This window comes from Stenotrophomonas rhizophila (genome assembly GCF_001704155.1).
Lineage (GTDB): Bacteria > Pseudomonadota > Gammaproteobacteria > Xanthomonadales > Xanthomonadaceae > Stenotrophomonas > Stenotrophomonas rhizophila_A.
Genome location: NZ_CP016294.1, coordinates 2,382,095 through 2,397,684, shown reverse-complemented (window position 1 = coordinate 2,397,684; position 15,590 = coordinate 2,382,095). Strand labels below are relative to the sequence as shown.

Here is a 15,590-nt window from a genome sequence, read left to right as displayed (position 1 = left end):
AGCCACGGCGTCAGTCGTCGATCAGGCCGAGTTCGTGCGCGGCGCGCAGATCGTCCGGGGTATCGATATCCAGCGCGAGGGCAGGGGCGTGCAGCACGCCGACCGTTCCGGGTTCCAGCGCGCGCAGCCGTGCGCGGAAGCCGCTGTCACCCTGGCCGTCGGCGAGATCGGCGAACCATGCGCCGGGCACCACCGCCGGCACGCCGAGCGTGCCCCGCAACAGGGTGGCCGCGCAGCCTGAGGTTGACTGGCTGGCACTGTCCAGCAACGCCTGCAGATGCGCAGCCTCCAGCGCGGGCTGGTCGCAGGCGACCACAAGCACCCGTGCGGAGGCCTGGACCATCGGCGCGGCGACCACCAGGCTGCTGCCCATGCCGCGCTGCGGCTGTGGATTGAGCGCCTGCACGCATTCGAGGTCGGCCACCGCATCGGTGAGCGGTCCAGACGCCTCGGGCAGCACCACCACCAGCACCGAAGGTACGGTGCCTGCTGCCAACCGGACCATGCGGTGCAGCAGGGTCTCGCCATCGCGGCGCAGCAGCTGCTTGGGGCGGCCCAGCCGCGTGCTTGCGCCAGCGGCGAGCACCACGGCGGCATGGGCGTTGATCACGGCACTTCCGGCACGCCGTGCCGCCATGCCTGCAGCTGGGCGGCAATGCTGAGCGCAATGGCCTCCGGCCCCCGCCCACCCAGCCCCAGCCCGATCGGCGAGCGCAGGCGAGGGGACAGCGCTGCCCGTGCTTGCGGGGGCAGCAGTTTGAACAGGTCGTCGCGCCTTCGGCCTGGCCCCAGCAATCCGATGAAGGGAATCGAGGTTGCCGCCAGGGCGTCCAACGCTTCCCGGTCCAGCTCGAAATTGTGGTGCATCACCAGCACCGCATCCGGAAGCGGCCCGTTGGTCCACCGCGTGCTGCAATCGGTAAACGAACCCGCGGTTGCACCCGACCGTTGGTCGGGTGGCACGACAGCAGCAAGCCGCCCCTGCCACCGTGGGCGCGGCTCACGCACCTCTACCCGCCATCCCAGGCCCACCAGCAGGGGCAGCAACGGCGCGGCCTCCGGGCCCGCGCCCAACACCACCACGCTCGGCGCACGCCGCCATTGCAGCTGCCACTCCCGGCGAGGCGCTTCCCAGTCAACCCGCGGACTGGCGATGCCATGGGAAAGGCCCATGTCGCCACAACGCCATTGCAGCGTTCCGTCACCGTGCAGCCTGAGCTCCAGCGTCCCCTCTCCCCGCAGCCACGGATCAAGCACGCTGTGGATGCCGGCAAGCGACGCCAGCGGAATCAACACCACCCGTTGCCGCCCGCGGCATCCCACCGCGTTGCCGGCAAACAACGCGTCATCGTCGCGGGTATCGATCTCCATCCATGCCAAGCTGTTGTCGTCCACGGCCTGCATGGCGCGGCGTTCAATCTCCGGCTCGAGGCAGCCACCGCTGAGCCAGCCGACGTGGCCGTGATCGGCAAACAGCACCACCGTGCCGGCGCGCGTATAGGTGGACCCTTCGGTTTCCAGCACCACCGCCAGCGCCGCGCGGCGACCCGCGCGCAGCGCGTCGAGGGTCGCCTCGAACACGAGGCCGGGGTTACCGTCCTCGGCATCCAGGGGCGTACTGGCCAGGCCGGCACTCATCCCAGCGCGGGCAGCCCGGCCAGCAGTTTGTCCAGCGTGATCGGATACTCGCGCACGCGGGTGCCGGTGGCGTTGTAGATCGCATTGGCCACCGCCGCACTGACACCGCACAGGCCGAGCTCGCCCACGCCCTTGGCCTTCATCGGTGACGACACCGGGTCGGTCTCGTCCAGGAACACCACCTCCTGGTGGGGAATGTCGGCATGCACGGGCACTTCGTAGCCGGCCAGGTCGTGGTTGACGAAGAAGCCCAGCCGCGTGTCCACTGCCAGCTCTTCCGACAAGGCCGCACCCACGCCCATGGTCATGGCGCCGATCACCTGGCTGCGCGCGGTTTTGGGGTTGAGGATGCGCCCAGCGGCGCACACCGCCAGCATGCGCCGGATGCGGCTTTCGCCGGTGGCGACATCCACGCCCACTTCCACGAAGTGCGCGGCGAAGGTGGACTGCTGGAATTTCTCCTCCAGCTCGGCGAACTCGATGGTGTCTTCCACCACCAGCTCGCCGTCGGCTGCGGCCTTGCCCAGCGCGAAGCGCTTGCCGCCGGCGCTGACCTGGCCGTCGGCAAAGGTCGCGGTGGCCGGGTCCAATCCCAGTTTCGTCGCCACCGCCTCGCGCAGCTTGGTGCAGGCGGCGAACACGCCGGCAGTGGAACTGTTGGCGCCCCATTGGCCGCCGGAACCCGCCGAGGCCGGGAAGCTGGAATCGCCCAGCTTCACCGTCACCTTCTCAAGGGGCACGCCCAGCATCTCTGCGGCGGTCTGGCCCAGGATGGTGTAGCTGCCGGTGCCGATGTCGGTCATGTCGGTTTCCACCGTGACCTGGCCCGTGGCATCCAGGCGCACGCGCGCACCCGACTTCATCACCAGGTTGTTGCGGAAGCCGGCGGCAACGCCCATGCCCACCAGCCAGCGGCCATCGCGCTGCTGGCCGGGGCGCGCATTGCGCTTGTCCCATCCAAAGCGCTGCGCACCGTCGCGCAGGCACTGCACCAACTGGCGTTTGGAGAAGGGTCGTTCCGGATTGGCCGGGTCCACCTGGGTGTCATTGCGGATGCGGAACTCGACCGGATCCAGGCCGAGCTTCTCGGCCATTTCATCCATCGCGATTTCCAGCGCCATCAGCCCCGGGGTTTCGCCCGGCGCGCGCATGGCGTTGCCTTCCGGCAGGTCCAGGTGCGCCAAGCGCAAGCCGGCCAGCCGGTTTGCGCCTGCATACATCAGCTTGGTCTGCTGGATTGCTTCTTCGGGGGAGCCGCCGGGCAGGTTGCCCGACCACGATTCGTGACCGATCGCGGTGAGCGTCCCCTGCGCGGTGGCACCCAGCCGGATACGCTGCAGCGTGGCCGGGCGATGGGTGGTGTTGTTGGCGATCTGCGGGCGCGACAGCGCGACCTTGACCGGGCGCTTCGCTGCGCGCGCACCCAATGCCGCCAGCAGCACGTCCGAACGGACGAACAGCTTGCCGCCAAAGCCGCCGCCGATGTACGGCGAAACCAGGCGCACGTTTTCCTTCGGTAATCCCAGGGTCTTGGCCAGGTCGGACTTGCCCCAGTCGATCATCTGGTTGGAGGTCCACACCGTGAGCTTGTCGCCTTCCCACGCGGCGAGGGTGGCGTGCGGTTCCATCATCGCGTGCGACTGGTCGGGGGTGTGGTACAGCGCATCCAAGGTCACCGGTGCCTCGCCGAAGGCCTTCTCGAAATCGCCCACGCGGGCGTCCGGGTCGGTCTTCTGGAAATTGGTGCCGGCCTTCTTCGCCGCGGCCAGGTCGTAAGCGCCTTTCTGCGTGGTGTAGCGGACCTTGACCAGGCCGGCCGCGGCACGCGCCTGTTCAAAGGTCTCGGCCACCACCAGCGCCAGCGCCTGGTGGTAATGCGAGATCTCCGGCCCGCCCAGCAGCGCGGCGGTATTGCGTTGCGACTTCTGCAATGGCCCGGCGTTGTCGGCGGTGACGATGGCCAGCACCCCCGGGGAGCGGCGTGCGGCATCCAGTTCCATGCTGCTGACCCGGCCCTTGGCGATGCCGGCGGTGACCACGTAGCCGTATGCCGGCGCGGCCACCGCGTCGTGGCGTTCGTAGGCATAGGGGGCATGGCCGGTGGTCTTGAGCGGACCGTCGATGCGATTCAACGGCTGGCCGACCACCTTGAGCTGGTCGATCGGATTCTTTCCTGCAGGCGTGTCGAATTTCATGGCTTATCCCTTCGCCTCCAGCAGCACGGCGGCGAGCGTGCGTTCGGCCAACTGCACCTTGAAGGCGTTCTGTGACGAGGGCGTCGCGCCTTTCAGCAGCGAGGCCATGACGGCAGCCGCACCCTGCGGCAACAGCGCGTCGGCTTCCGGCGTGCGCCAGGGCTTGTATGCCACCCCGCCCAGGGCGACCCGACCACTGCCGTCGCGCTGGACCACCGCGGCCACCGACACCAACGCAAACGCGTACGAGGCGCGATCGCGCACCTTGCGGTAGATGTGCGTCCCGCCAAGCGGAGCAGGCAGCACCGCGGCGGCGATCAATTCGCCCTTGTCGAGCACGGTGTCCACCTGCGGCGTGGTGCCGGGCGCGCGGTACAGGTCATTGAGCGGGATGCGCCGGCTGGAGCCGTCCGGGCGGATGGTTTCCACCACCGCGTCCAGCGCCATCATCGCCACCGCCATGTCGCTGGGATGGGTGGCGATGCAGGCTGGGCTGGCGCCAACCACCGCCAGCTGCCGGCTGACGCCGCCGATGGCGCCGCAGCCACTGCCCGGCAGGCGTTTGTTGCACGGCTGCGCGGTGTCGTAGAAATACGGGCAGCGGGTGCGCTGCAGCAGGTTGCCGGCGGTGGTGGCCTTGTTGCGCAGCTGGCCGGAGGCGCCGGCGACCAGCGCGCGGGTGAGCAGGGCGTAGTCGCGACGGATGCGCGGGTCGGCCGCCAGGTCGGTGTTGCGTACCAATGCACCGACGCGCAGGCCGCCTTCGGCGGTGGCTTCGATGGTATCCAGCGACAACCCGTTGACGTCGATCAGGTGCGCGGGCGTTTCGATCTCCAGCTTCATCAGGTCCAGCAGGTTGGTGCCGCCGGCAATGAAGCGCGCGCCCTGCGTGCGGGCCGCCGCAGCGGCCGCTTCGGCCGGTGTAGTGGCACGTTCGTAAGTGAAGGCCCTCATGCGCGCGTTCCTCCGACGTCTTCGATCGCTTCGACGATGTTGGAATAGGCGCCGCAGCGGCAGATGTTGCCGCTCATGCGTTCGCGTATCTCATCGGCGCTGAGCGTGGCGCGGGCGCCGAGGTCATCGGTGACGTGGCTGGGAATGTTGTCGCGCACTTCCTGCAGCACCGCCACCGCCGAGCAGATCTGCCCGGGGGTGCAGTAGCCGCATTGGTAGCCATCGTGTTTGACGAACGCAGCCTGCATCGGGTGCAGTTTGTCCGGGGCGCCCAGCCCTTCGATGGTGGTGATCTTCGCGCCCGGGTGCATCACCGCCAGGGTCAGGCAGGCATTGATGCGGCGGCCGTCCACCAGCACCGTGCAGGCACCGCATTGGCCGTGGTCGCAGCCTTTCTTGGTGCCGGTCAGGTGCAGGTGCTCGCGCAGTGCATCGAGCAGGGTGACGCGGGTGTCCAGCTGCAGCGTGCGCGGCTTGCCGTTGACCTCGAAGGTCACCTCGGCGGTCACCGGTGCGCGTGCGCCGGCGGTGTTTCCCTGGGCTTCTGCGACCACGGTGGGGATGACCATGCTGGTGGCCGAGCCGGCGCCGAGTTTCAGCACGTCGCGGCGGGAAAGGGAAAGCTGGGGGGGCGTGCTCATGGGGTGGCTCCTCGTTGGCTGCTGCAGCCTGGCTCACGGGATCGGTACGACGATGATGATTCAGGGGCGGTCGGCATGCGGTGAAGCGCCATGTGAATGGGGGTTGCCGCCGTGCGAGCAGACCACCCACTCGCTGTCGCCTTCCACGTACAGCTCTTTCTTCCAGACCGGAAGCCGGTGCTTGATCGCATCGATGATGTAGCGGCATGCACCGAAGGCGGCGTCGCGGTGGGGCGAGGAAACGCCGACCCACACGGCCAGCTCGCCTACCGCCAGGCGACCGCTGCGGTGGACCCCGATCGCATCGATATCGCCGAAGCGCTCGCGGGCTTCGGCCAGGATGGTCTCGCCCTCGCTCTGCGCCAGGGCGGCGTACACCTCGTATTCCAGGCCTTCCACATCGCGGCCGTCGTTGCGGTTGCGCACCCAGCCTTCGAACGCACAGAACGCGCCGTGCGCGGGATTCTGCAGGGCCGAACGCAGTGCCGGCACATCCAGCCCCACCGCGCTTACCGAGAACCCGCTCATCCGCCGTTGACCGGTGGGATGAACACCACGGTGTCGCCGTCCTGCAGCGGGTGGTCCCAGCCACAGAAGCGCTCGTTTACGGCCACCCTGAGCGTGGACGCCGGCAGGGTGAAGCCGTGCCGGGCCTGCAGCTGCGCGTAGAGCGTGCCCAGCGAGTCGGCGTCGGTCTCCACGCGTTCGGCACCCCTGTTGGCCTGTTCGCGCAGTTGCGCGAAGTAATTGAGTTCGACCTGGGGCATCAGCTGGTTTCCAGTTGTTGGCGTGCCTGCAGCAGCTCGCCGGGAGTGTTGACGTTGTCCAGGGGACTGCCAGGCGAGGGCAGCGCGTGGATCTGCAACTGCAGCAACGCTTTGCGCGGGCAGTAGTTCCCCGCGTCGAAGCGCTGGCGCAGCAGCGGTGCGGAGGACGGTTCCCAGATCGCACAGAGCGGCTCGGGCAGGTCGTCGTGGCGGCTGACGAACGCCGTGGCGTCCATCGCGGGTTGCCGTGCCGCCACCAGCGCGCGCAGCGTGCGCGCATCCAGCAGGGGCAGGTCGCAGGCGATCACCAGCCATGCATGACCGGGGAACGCCTGCTGCGCGGAGAGGATGCCAGCGACGGGACCCACGCTGTCGACACTGTCCACCAAGGTTGGCAGGCTGCCCCTCAGCGTTTCGCCGCGCTGGTCCGGGCGAAGCGAGACGAAGGCCTGCACCACCTCTACATGCCTGAGCAGTGCCCAGGCACGCAGCAGCTGTGGCTGTCCGGCATAGTCGAGCAGTGCCTTGTCGGCCTGCATGCGGCGGCTGGCACCGCCGGTCAGCAGCAGGGCAGACAGCGGTGCGTTCATGACGGGTACGCCAGGTCGGACTTGCCGCCGCGTTTGGCCACCAGCCGCACCTGCTCGATCACGATGGCGTGCGACAGCGCCTTGCACATGTCATACAGCGTGAGCGCGGCAATGCTGGCCCCGGTCAGGGCCTCCATCTCGACCCCGGTGGTGCCGTGGCAGGCGACCGTGCAGTCGATCACCGCACTGTCGCCCTCCATGTCGATGGTGATATCGCAGCGCTGCAGGGCAAGCGGGTGGCACAGCGGAATCAACTGCGAGGTGACCTTGGCGCCCATCACCCCGGCAATGTGGGCCACGGTCAGCACCGCGCCCTTGGGCAGCACGAAGCCGGCCTCGCGCAGCTGGGTGGCGACCTCGGGCGGGAAGCGCACCCGGGCCTGGGCGTGTGCCACGCGGTCGGTGGCGGTCTTGCCGCCCACATCGACCATGCGCGGCCGTGCATCGGCATCCAGGTGCGAGAGCAGGGTAGGGTTGGGTTCCATCATCCACCTATGTAGTGCATTTCGATGCGGCGTCCTGGCGTTGACGCCGGGCGGCCGCGCAGTTCGCTGTAACGGTCGTTGCGGGCCGACCACACCCCCGCCAGCACCGCGCGCAGGGTGGCGTCGTCCGCGCTGGCGCGCAGCAGGCCGCGCAGGTCGGTACCACGGGTGGCGAACAGGCAGGTGTAGAGCTGGCCTTCGGAGGAAAGGCGCGCCCGCGTGCAGTCGCCACAGAAGGGCGTGGTGATGGACGAGATCAGGCCGATTTCACCGCCCCCATCAACGAAACGGTAGCGGGTGGCGACTTCGCCCGGATGGCGCGGCGGCAATGCCATCAGTGGCCAGCGGGCGTGGATGCGCGCGTGCAGTTCCTGCGAGCTGACCACGCTGTCCGCTGACCAGGCGGTGCGGTTGCCCACGTCCATGAACTCGATGAAGCGCAGCACCACGCTGCTGCCGCGGAAGCGTTCGACCAGCTCCAGCGCGCCGGCGTCGTTGAGCCCGCGCTGCAGCACGGCGTTGATCTTGACCCCGTCACGGAAGCCAGCGGCGCAGGCCGCGTCGATCCCGCGCAGCACGGCGTCCACGTCGCCACGCCCGCCGCTGATCTGGCGGAACAGCGCGGGATCCAGCGTGTCCAGGCTGACCGTGACCCGGTCCAGGCCCGCATCCGCCAAGGCCTGCGATTGCCGGTCGAGCAGCACGCCGTTGGTGGTCAGGGCGATATCGTCGATGCCGTCGATGCGACGCAGGCGCCGGATCAGGTCGGGCAACTGCGGGCGAAGCAGCGGTTCGCCGCCGGTCAGGCGCAGCTTGCTCACCCCCAGCGAAGCGGCCTGGCGGCACACCCGCTCGATCTCGTCGAAGCTCAGCCGCGCCTCGGGCGGCAGGAAGGCATAGTCCTCGCCATAGGTCGCCGCCGGCATGCAGTAGGTACACCGGAAATTGCAGCGGTCCATGACCGAGATGCGCAGGTCGCGCAGGGGGCGGTTGCGGCGATCCAGGAGGGGGGCGTGGACGCTCATCTCACCACCGGTGCAGCCGCAATGGCTGGCCTGCCTGGCCCGCGCTGCCGGCAACCAGCTCCAGCACGCCGGCGGTGCCGGCCAACGCCGTGAAGTCACCGGAGTTGCGCGAGGCCACGGGCTCGGCCACCGCATTGCCGGCGTCATCGTCGTGCAGATGGACCGGAATGAACTGGGCCAGTGCAAAGGCGGGCAGGGCGGTGGCGAGGGACACCTGCTCCGGTGCAGCGGGCGCAGCGCCCATGCCCGCCAGCAGCGCCGGGCGCACGTAGCGGATCAGGCAGACCAGCGACGAAACCGGATTGCCCGGCAGGGCGAAGACCCGCTGTCCTTGAGGCCCCACGCCAAACCACATGGGCTTGCCCGGCCGTTGTGCGATGCCGTGGAAGTGGCAACGCACGCTCAGCGCCTCCAGCGTGCCGGGCAGGTAGTCGCGCTGTCCCATGGAAACGCCGCCGGACAGCACCAGCGTGTCGTGCGAGGCCAGCAGCCGGCCCAGCGCCTCGGCAAGCAGGGCAGGATCGTCTGCGAGGTGGTGCAGGGAGGCGCGGCCGAGGCCGGCCGCCTGCAGCGCGGCCATCAAGGCCAGGTCGTTGGAACGACGGATGCGTCCGGGCGGAAGCGCTGCGTCCACGTCCACCAGTTCATCGCCGGTCGCGACGATGGCCACCTTCGGCAACCGAGCCACGGTGACCCGGGCCACGCCGTTGGCCGCCAGCAGCGCCACCTGTGGCGGTCCTATGGGGATGCCCGGTGCCAGCACCGGCGTGCCGGCAGCGCAATCGCTGCCACGGCGGTGGATGAACTGGCCGGCGACCGGCACGGCGGTGGCGCGCAGCGCATAGCCGCCGGCGGTGCGCTCCAGCTGTTCGATCGGCACGATGCAGTCGCACCCCTCGGGCAGGACGGCGCCGGTGGAAACCTCGATACAGCTGCCGGCGTCTTCCAGCACCTGGCCGTGCATGCCGGCCATCTGCGCACCGGCAACGCGGAGCACGGCGGGCATCACCGGCTGCCAGCGCGTGGCCACGCCATCCATCATGACCCGGTCGAACGGCGGCTGCGCGCCTTCAGCTACCACCGGCTGTGCCAGCACGCGGCCGACCGCATCGGGCAGGGCGATCTGTTCCGTGACAACGTCGGGGGTGCTGGAACGAAGCACGGCATCGGCTTCCTCTACGCTGATCAACGGCCTCATCAGTGCGTGCGGGTGGCTTGGGATGGCCCAGTCTGGCGATTCCGGCGTGATCGCCATTTCACGTCAGCGCATCACCTTGTCCGGGGTGATCGGGGTGCTGCGGATGCGCTTGCCGGTGGCGTGGAAAATGGCATTGCTGATCGCGGCCGATACCCCCACCAGGCCGATTTCGCCCACGCCCTTTGCCCCCAGGCTGCTGACCACGCGGTCATCCTCCTCGACGAACAGCACGTCCACGTCGTGGATGTCGGCGTTGACCGACACGTGATACTGGGCGAAATCCCGGTTCATGAAGCGGCCGAACCGATGGTCGGCCTCGGTGTGCTCGTGCAGGGCCGCGCCGATGCCCCAGACCACGCCGCCGATGATCTGGCTGCGTGCCGTGGTCGGGTTGAGGATGCGCCCGGCGGCAATGGCACTGACCACCCGCATCACCCGCACGGTGCCCAGGTCTTCGTCGACCCGCACTTCCACGAACACCGCGCTGTGGGTGGCGCGGGTGAACTTCCGTTGTTCCAGCAGGTTGGGCAGCAGCAGGTAGCTGGCCTCGATGCTGGCGCGCTCAGCGCCGGCCAGCAGGGCGGTCAGCGGCACCGCGCTGGCCGGGTCGTCGCGCAGCGCCAGGCTGCCATCGCGGAACACCACATCCTCCAGGCGGGCGCGCGCGAACGCGGTTCCCGGCGCCAGCCGCGCCAGGGCCAGCAACCGGCGGCGTAGTTTGGTGCAGGCGCCTTCCACCGCCGAGCCGACGGTGCTTACGTGCGACGAGCCCCCTTCGATTGGGGCCACCGGCAGCGTCGAATCGCCCAGCTGGAAACTCACCTGCTCCAGCGGAAGTCCCAACGCCTCGGCGGCGATCATGCTCATCACGGTGTAGGTGCCGGTGCCGATGTCGCTGGCGGCGCTGCTTACCACCAGCCGTCCGTCGGCGTGCAGCACGGCGCGCGCGCGGGCGAACATCTGCATGGCATCCCATTGACCGGTAGCCATGCCCCAGCCGACCCACTCATTGCCTTCGCGGCGCGAACGCGGCTGCTGCGGGCGGTCGGCCCAGCCGAAGCGGGCTGCACCCTGCTCATAGCATTCACGCAGCGCCTTGCTCGAATAGGGCTTGCCGTCGGCCGGGTTGACCTCGGCATAGTTCTTCAGGCGCAGTGCCAGCGGGTCCATGCCGAGGCCTGCAGCAAGCTCGTCCATCGCCACTTCCAGCGCATGCACGCCGTGTGCGGCACCGGGTGCGCGCATGTCGATCGGGGTGTACTGGTCCAGGTCCACCACTTTGTAGCCCAGGTGCACGTTGTCGCAGGTGTACAACTGGCCGCTCCAGTTCACCACCACTTCCACGTAATCCTCGATGCGCGAGGTTTCGCCTACGGCTTCGTGCCAGATCGAGTGCAGGGTGCCGTCGGCGTCCGCGCCCAGCTTCACCCGCTGCACGGTCTCGGCGCGGTGGCCGAAGGTGAACATCTGCTGCCGGGTCAGCACCACCCGCACCGATCTCTCCAGCGCCAGCGAGCCCATCACGGCCAGCGGCAGCTGATACTGCGGGCGCAGCCCCGCCCCGAAAGCGCCACCCACATACGGGTTGCGCACTGTCACTTTCCGCTTGGGCAGGCCGAACACATGCGATACGTACCACCGGCTGTTCTGCGACCCCTGGGTCTTGTCGTAGATGGTCAAGTGCCCGTCGTCGGCGCGGATCACCGTGCTGGCGAACAGCTCCATCGGGTTGTGGTGTTCCACGCCGTGGTAGAAATCGGCGGTGACCTGGAAGGGCGCCTGCGTGAATGCGTCGTCGGGCTGGCCCTTGTCCTTGGGCGGGGCCGAAAAGCCTGCCTTCAGCTTCTTCGGTGGGCGTGCGCGGGCCATGGCGGCCACCAGGTTGGTGTCGTGCTCGTCGACCTCGTAGTGCACTTCCACGCGTTCGGCAGCCTCGCGGGCGGCTTCAAACGTCTCGGCCAGTACCAGCGCGACCGGCTGGCCGCTGTACAGCACGGTGGCGTCGTACAGGGGGCGGAACGGGCTGCCAGCGGGCGCGGTCATGTCCTTGTAGAACAGACCTGCGCTGCGCATCCGCGGGCGGTTGTCGTGGGTGAGAATGCGCAGCACGCCGGGGACCGCCTCGGCGGCATCCAGGCTGAAGCCCAGGATGCGCCCCTTCGCGATGGTGCTGTTGACCGCCACGCCGTATACCAGGTCCGGTGCAGGCCACTCGGCGGCATAGCGCGCCTGGCCGGTGACCTTCGCACGCCCGTCGATGCGCGGCGTACCGGTGCCGGTCGGCACGTGTCCGGTGCCTGCCGGGGCCACCGGCGGATGGAGCGGGTTGGGAAGATTCATGCCGGCGTCTCCGGTTGGGGGCGCGAGCTGCCCTGGTTGTCGACGGTGCCGCGTGCGGCGGTTTCGAGCGCGCGGATCACCGTGCGGCGGGCCAGCGGAATCTTGAAGGCGTTCTGGCCCTGCGACACCGCGCCCTGCACAAGTGCCTCGGCGGCGGCAGCGAAGGCTTCGGGTCCAGGTCGTGCGCCTTCCAGTGTCGCTTCGGCGGCAGCCACCCGCCACGGCTTGTGGGCCACGCTGCCCAGTGCCAGGCGCGCCGCGCGGATGGTGCCATCCGGCGCGATATCCAGTGCGGCCGCGACCGAGACCAGCGCGAAGGCGTAGGACAGGCGCTCGCGAACCTTCAGATACGCGCTGTGGGCGGCAAAGCGCGTGGCCGGTGGCAGCTCGATGCGCAGGATCAGTTCATCGGCGGCGAGCGAGGTGTCGACGTCGGGCGTGTCCCCCGGCAGGCGATGGAAATCGGCGAACGGAATCTCGCGCTCGCCGTGCACGCTGGCTACGTGCACCACTGCGTCCAGGGCGGCCAGCGCCACGCACATGTCAGACGGGTGGGTGGCGATGCAGTGCTCGCTCGCGCCCAGGATGGCGTGGTGGCGGGTCAACCCGCCGATGGCGGAGCAGCCGCTGCCCGGCTCGCGCTTGTTGCAGGGCGTGGCCCGGTCATAGAAGTAGGTGCAGCGTGTGCGCTGCAGCAGGTTGCCGCCGTTGCTGGCCATGTTGCGGATCTGCGGCGATGCCGCTGCAAGCATGGCGGCCGACAGCAACGGGTAGTCGCGCTCGACCAGCGGGTGCCAGGCCGTGTCGGCGTTGCGCGCCGTCGCGCCCAAACGCAGGCCGCCGTCCTCGCGTGCTTCGATACGATCCAGCGGCAGCCGGTTCACGTCGACCAGTGCACCGGGGGTGACCAGCTGCAGCTTCATCAGATCCAGCAGGTTGGTGCCGCCTGCGATGGGCCGGGTATCGTTGCTTCCGATGGAGCCGGCCAGGGCCTGCAGGGCGTAGGCGATCGAATCGGGTCGCTGGTAGGTGGCGGGAATCATGCGGGCACCGTGCCCGGAACCCATTCAGCCGCCGGGGATTCGGCCGTCAGTGGTTGTTCGGTCCCCAGGACGGACATCACCGCGTCGGTGATCTGCGGGTACGCGCCGCAGCGGCAGACGTTGCCGCTCATCAGCTCGCGCACCTGGTCGCGGCTGCACGCCTTGCCCTCGTTGATCAAGCCTTGCGCCGAGCAGATCTGCCCCGGCGTGCAGTACCCGCATTGCAGCGCGTCGCAGGCGATGAAGGCCTGCTGCAGCGGATGCAGGTCGTCGCCGTCGGCGAGACCTTCGATGGTCTGCACCTGTGCGCCATCCTGCATCACCGCCAGGGTCAGGCAGCTGTTGATTCGCCGCCCATCCACCAGCACGGTGCACGCGCCACACTGCCCGTGGTCACAGCCCTTCTTGGTGCCGGTCAGCTGAAGGCGTTCACGCAACAGGTCAAGCAGGCTTACCGAGGATTCGACCTGAAGCGCATGCGGGGCCCCATTGATGGTCAGGCTGAGCGGGTACAGCACGCGCGGTCGGGGATCAGGACGCGGTGGGGAGGCGGCAAGCAGGGGGGCGACAGACTCGCTCATGGCAGTTCCGGCTGGGGCGATGCGTCCCACCGTGCGCCATGCCGCGTCCAACGGGGGTGGAGGCGCAGTGCAGTACGCGCGAAGATGCAATTGACTGCCCTCACGTAGACTTACTGAGTCATCCAATGGGCTGAACGATCGACATTGGGCTGACAAGCCTTCTCAAGTGCACGTGCGTGCAGCCGGATCGAGCCGGATGGACACCATGGTGCGGGTCCTGTCGGGATTGAATCGAAGGTCGATCTGGTGGCGTTCGCACAGCCGATGGACGATCGACAGCCCCAGGCCGTAACCGCTGCTTGCCGCGCCTTTGCTGAAGGGCTGCAGGGCCTCCGCATCGATGCCGGCACCCGGGTTGGTGATCTGCAACCAGCCCGCTTCCACCGTAATGCTTACCTCTCCCTTCAGCGTGTGCGCGAAGGCATTGCCGATCAGGTTGGACAGGATGACACGAAGCGCGGTGGGCGGCAGGCAGGCCTTTGCATCGCCCGCCACGTCCAGCGCCAGCTGCACCGGGCGATCGCCAAGAAGGCCGGTCTGGTCCACGATCACCCGCTCGATCAGTGGCAGCAGGGTGATCGATTCCGCGGGTTCCTGCAGATGCTGTTCGCGGGCCAGCATCAGCAGCGCGCTGATGGTGTGTTCCAGTTGCAGCACCGATTGGTTCATGTGGCCGAGCTGCAGGCGAAGCGCGGGGTCCAGATCGGCACGGGCCTGCATGCGCTCGCACGCACTGCGGATGACAGCCAGCGGCGTGCGCAGTTCATGACTGGCATCCCGCGTGAACTCGCGTTCGCGGTCCACGAAGGCCTCGATGCGTACCAGCAGCCCCTGCAGTGTGCGCGCCAGTGCGCCAACTTCATCGTCGGGAAGGCTCTCGGCGAACCCGGTCGGCAGATGCGTGGGACTGGCGCCGGCGACCACGTCGGAAAGCCGTGACAGCGGCGCGGTCATCCGTCGAGCCAGCCATGCGCCCAGCAGCAGGGCGATCCCAAGCACGCCAAGGCTCGACCAGCCCAACCATTGCAGGATGCCACCCCGCATCGGCCGCACCACCAACTGCTGGCTGACCTCCGCCACCAGCCACGCATCCGTTGGCTCCAGCCGCCGGAGATGGTAGTGGCGACCTTGGTCACCGGCGAACTCCCGGCGCCAGGGTTCCTCAACCAACCGCGCGCCGAGCCCTTCGGGCAGGCTTGCAGCAGTCTCATGCACCGACATGCCCGGCAATGCCGGTCGCGCCCATCCACCCTGGCTGGCGTGATGATGCAGCTGCACCCTGGCTTCCTGCTCCAGAAGCCCATTGAACATCTCGTCCTCGACCAGATAGACGAACAGCACCACGTAGAAGCCGTACAGCACCGCCACCAGCAGCGCGAAGCCGGAGAAGGCCAGCATCAGGCGGCGGCGCAGGCGACGACGCGGACGCGGTGCGGCGCTCACGTGTCCGCCTCCAGGCGGAAGCCCACGCCATGCACGGTCTTGAGCAGGGGCACCGGGAACGGTTTGTCGAGCACCTGCCGCAGGGTGTACAGGTGCGTGCGCAGCGGATCGGACTCGGGCGGGTTGGTGCCCCACAACCGCTCGACCAGCTCGCTTCGGGTCAGCGTGCGTGGCCATGCTTCGGCCAGGAGCAGCAGGAGCTGCAGGGCGGTGTGGTGGAGCACCAGCGTCTGCCCGTGTCGCTGCACCAGGTTGCTGCGCCGGTCAATGCTGAGGCTGCCAACCGTCAGCAGGTGCGGGGTGCCTGCGCGGTGGCGCTGCGACAGGGCCACACACCGCGCCACCAGTTCGGCACCGGCAAACGGCTTGACCAGGTAGTCATCGGCACCACTTCGGAACCCGGCCAGCTTGTCCTCCAACGCATCACGCGCGGTCAGCATCAACACCGGCACGTGCCGGTCGCTGCGCGCGCGCAGCTGCTCGCACACGCGCATGCCATCCAGGCCGGGAAGGCCCAGGTCCAGCACCAGCACATCGGGCGGCTCGGCCAGTGCCTCCTGCAGCCCGGAAAGGCCATCGGCGGCGAAGCGGCTGTCGATGCCCTGGCCGGCGAACAGCTGTTCGAGGTTGGCGCGCAGCACCGGGTTGTCCTCGATCACCAGTACGCGCAGGGCAGGGCAGGTTGTCATG

16 protein-coding genes are annotated in these 15,590 nt (G+C 68.7%); all 16 read right to left on the bottom strand.

What is annotated here, in order from left to right; genetic code table 11:
- Positions 1-10: 10 nt before the first annotated feature.
- The 16 genes from BAY15_RS10730 to BAY15_RS10655 all read right to left on the bottom strand — a co-directional run bounded on the left by BAY15_RS10730 (position 11) and on the right by BAY15_RS10655 (position 15,589).
- Positions 11-610 (bottom strand): nucleotidyltransferase family protein, encoded by a 600-nt coding sequence (locus tag BAY15_RS10730; protein WP_335743673.1) that lies wholly within the window; start codon positions 608-610, stop codon positions 11-13.
- On the bottom strand, positions 607-1,638 hold the full coding sequence (locus tag BAY15_RS19645; RefSeq protein ID WP_068852270.1) for an XdhC family protein: 1,032 nt from the start codon (positions 1,636-1,638) through the stop codon (positions 607-609). Before BAY15_RS19645 ends, BAY15_RS10730 begins: the two co-directional genes overlap by 4 nt.
- Entirely contained in the window at positions 1,635-3,833 is a 2,199-nt protein-coding gene (gene paoC / locus BAY15_RS10720; protein ID WP_068852267.1) for an aldehyde oxidoreductase molybdenum-binding subunit PaoC, read from the bottom strand. The genes BAY15_RS19645 and paoC overlap by 4 nt, the downstream gene beginning before the upstream one ends.
- 3 nt (positions 3,834-3,836) lie before the next feature.
- Positions 3,837-4,787, bottom strand: a complete 951-nt coding sequence (locus BAY15_RS10715) for an FAD binding domain-containing protein (RefSeq protein WP_068852264.1) — start codon at positions 4,785-4,787, stop codon at positions 3,837-3,839.
- The gene (paoA, locus tag BAY15_RS10710) at positions 4,784-5,428 is read right to left on the bottom strand and encodes an aldehyde dehydrogenase iron-sulfur subunit PaoA (protein ID WP_068852261.1); all 645 of its coding nucleotides are present in this window, start codon (positions 5,426-5,428) and stop codon (positions 4,784-4,786) included. The genes BAY15_RS10715 and paoA overlap by 4 nt, the downstream gene beginning before the upstream one ends.
- Positions 5,429-5,488: 60 nt before the next feature.
- On the bottom strand, positions 5,489-5,956 hold the full coding sequence (locus BAY15_RS10705; protein WP_068852258.1) for a molybdopterin synthase catalytic subunit: 468 nt from the start codon (positions 5,954-5,956) through the stop codon (positions 5,489-5,491).
- On the bottom strand, positions 5,953-6,195 hold the full coding sequence (locus tag BAY15_RS10700; protein WP_068852256.1) for a MoaD/ThiS family protein: 243 nt from the start codon (positions 6,193-6,195) through the stop codon (positions 5,953-5,955). The genes BAY15_RS10705 and BAY15_RS10700 overlap by 4 nt, the downstream gene beginning before the upstream one ends.
- On the bottom strand, positions 6,195-6,785 hold the full coding sequence (locus BAY15_RS10695; RefSeq protein WP_068852253.1) for an NTP transferase domain-containing protein: 591 nt from the start codon (positions 6,783-6,785) through the stop codon (positions 6,195-6,197). The genes BAY15_RS10700 and BAY15_RS10695 overlap by 1 nt, the downstream gene beginning before the upstream one ends.
- Positions 6,782-7,270 carry a cyclic pyranopterin monophosphate synthase MoaC gene (moaC, locus tag BAY15_RS10690; protein WP_237334248.1) on the bottom strand — a complete coding sequence of 163 codons (489 nt, stop codon included), beginning with the start codon at positions 7,268-7,270 and terminating at the stop codon, positions 6,782-6,784. Before moaC ends, BAY15_RS10695 begins: the two co-directional genes overlap by 4 nt.
- A complete protein-coding gene (moaA, locus tag BAY15_RS10685) occupies positions 7,270-8,295 on the bottom strand; it encodes a GTP 3',8-cyclase MoaA (RefSeq protein ID WP_068852247.1) in 1,026 nt (341 codons plus the stop codon). The genes moaC and moaA overlap by 1 nt, the downstream gene beginning before the upstream one ends.
- A gap of 1 nt (position 8,296) precedes the next feature.
- Positions 8,297-9,457, bottom strand: a complete 1,161-nt coding sequence (locus BAY15_RS10680; RefSeq protein WP_237334247.1) for a molybdopterin molybdotransferase MoeA — start codon at positions 9,455-9,457, stop codon at positions 8,297-8,299.
- 99 nt (positions 9,458-9,556) lie between these two features.
- A complete protein-coding gene (locus BAY15_RS10675) occupies positions 9,557-11,833 on the bottom strand; it encodes a xanthine dehydrogenase family protein molybdopterin-binding subunit (RefSeq protein ID WP_068852244.1) in 2,277 nt (758 codons plus the stop codon).
- Positions 11,830-12,900, bottom strand: coding sequence for an FAD binding domain-containing protein (locus BAY15_RS10670; RefSeq protein WP_068852240.1), 1,071 nt, complete (start codon positions 12,898-12,900; stop codon positions 11,830-11,832). Before BAY15_RS10670 ends, BAY15_RS10675 begins: the two co-directional genes overlap by 4 nt.
- Positions 12,873-13,457 carry a (2Fe-2S)-binding protein gene (locus tag BAY15_RS10665; protein ID WP_083214151.1) on the bottom strand — a complete coding sequence of 195 codons (585 nt, stop codon included), beginning with the start codon at positions 13,455-13,457 and terminating at the stop codon, positions 12,873-12,875. The genes BAY15_RS10670 and BAY15_RS10665 overlap by 28 nt, the downstream gene beginning before the upstream one ends.
- Before the next feature lie 162 nt (positions 13,458-13,619).
- Positions 13,620-14,825: a sensor histidine kinase gene (locus BAY15_RS10660; RefSeq protein ID WP_208856098.1), complete on the bottom strand. Its 1,206-nt coding sequence runs from the start codon at positions 14,823-14,825 to the stop codon at positions 13,620-13,622.
- A 71-nt stretch (positions 14,826-14,896) separates the two neighbouring features.
- The gene (locus tag BAY15_RS10655; RefSeq protein WP_068852237.1) at positions 14,897-15,589 is read right to left on the bottom strand and encodes a response regulator transcription factor; all 693 of its coding nucleotides are present in this window, start codon (positions 15,587-15,589) and stop codon (positions 14,897-14,899) included.
- Position 15,590 lies beyond the last annotated feature (1 nt).

Bases quoted from the DNA above. Each gene is read 5' to 3' on its own strand.
- BAY15_RS19645 (WP_068852270.1), bottom strand. From the start codon at position 1,638: ATGAGTGCCGGCCTGGCCAGTACGCCCCTGGATGCCGAGGACGGTAAC.
- paoC (WP_068852267.1), bottom strand. From the start codon at position 3,833: ATGAAATTCGACACGCCTGCAGGAAAGAATCCGATCGACCAGCTCAAG.
- BAY15_RS10715 (WP_068852264.1), bottom strand. From the start codon at position 4,787: ATGAGGGCCTTCACTTACGAACGTGCCACTACACCGGCCGAAGCGGCC.
- paoA (WP_068852261.1), bottom strand. From the start codon at position 5,428: ATGAGCACGCCCCCCCAGCTTTCCCTTTCCCGCCGCGACGTGCTGAAA.
- BAY15_RS10705 (WP_068852258.1), bottom strand. From the start codon at position 5,956: ATGAGCGGGTTCTCGGTAAGCGCGGTGGGGCTGGATGTGCCGGCACTG.
- BAY15_RS10700 (WP_068852256.1), bottom strand. From the start codon at position 6,195: ATGCCCCAGGTCGAACTCAATTACTTCGCGCAACTGCGCGAACAGGCC.
- BAY15_RS10695 (WP_068852253.1), bottom strand. From the start codon at position 6,785: ATGAACGCACCGCTGTCTGCCCTGCTGCTGACCGGCGGTGCCAGCCGC.
- moaC (WP_237334248.1), bottom strand. From the start codon at position 7,270: ATGGAACCCAACCCTACCCTGCTCTCGCACCTGGATGCCGATGCACGG.
- moaA (WP_068852247.1), bottom strand. From the start codon at position 8,295: ATGAGCGTCCACGCCCCCCTCCTGGATCGCCGCAACCGCCCCCTGCGC.
- BAY15_RS10675 (WP_068852244.1), bottom strand. From the start codon at position 11,833: ATGAATCTTCCCAACCCGCTCCATCCGCCGGTGGCCCCGGCAGGCACC.
- BAY15_RS10670 (WP_068852240.1), bottom strand. From the start codon at position 12,900: ATGGGTTCCGGGCACGGTGCCCGCATGATTCCCGCCACCTACCAGCGA.
- BAY15_RS10665 (WP_083214151.1), bottom strand. From the start codon at position 13,457: ATGAGCGAGTCTGTCGCCCCCCTGCTTGCCGCCTCCCCACCGCGTCCT.
- BAY15_RS10655 (WP_068852237.1), bottom strand. From the start codon at position 15,589: ATGACAACCTGCCCTGCCCTGCGCGTACTGGTGATCGAGGACAACCCG.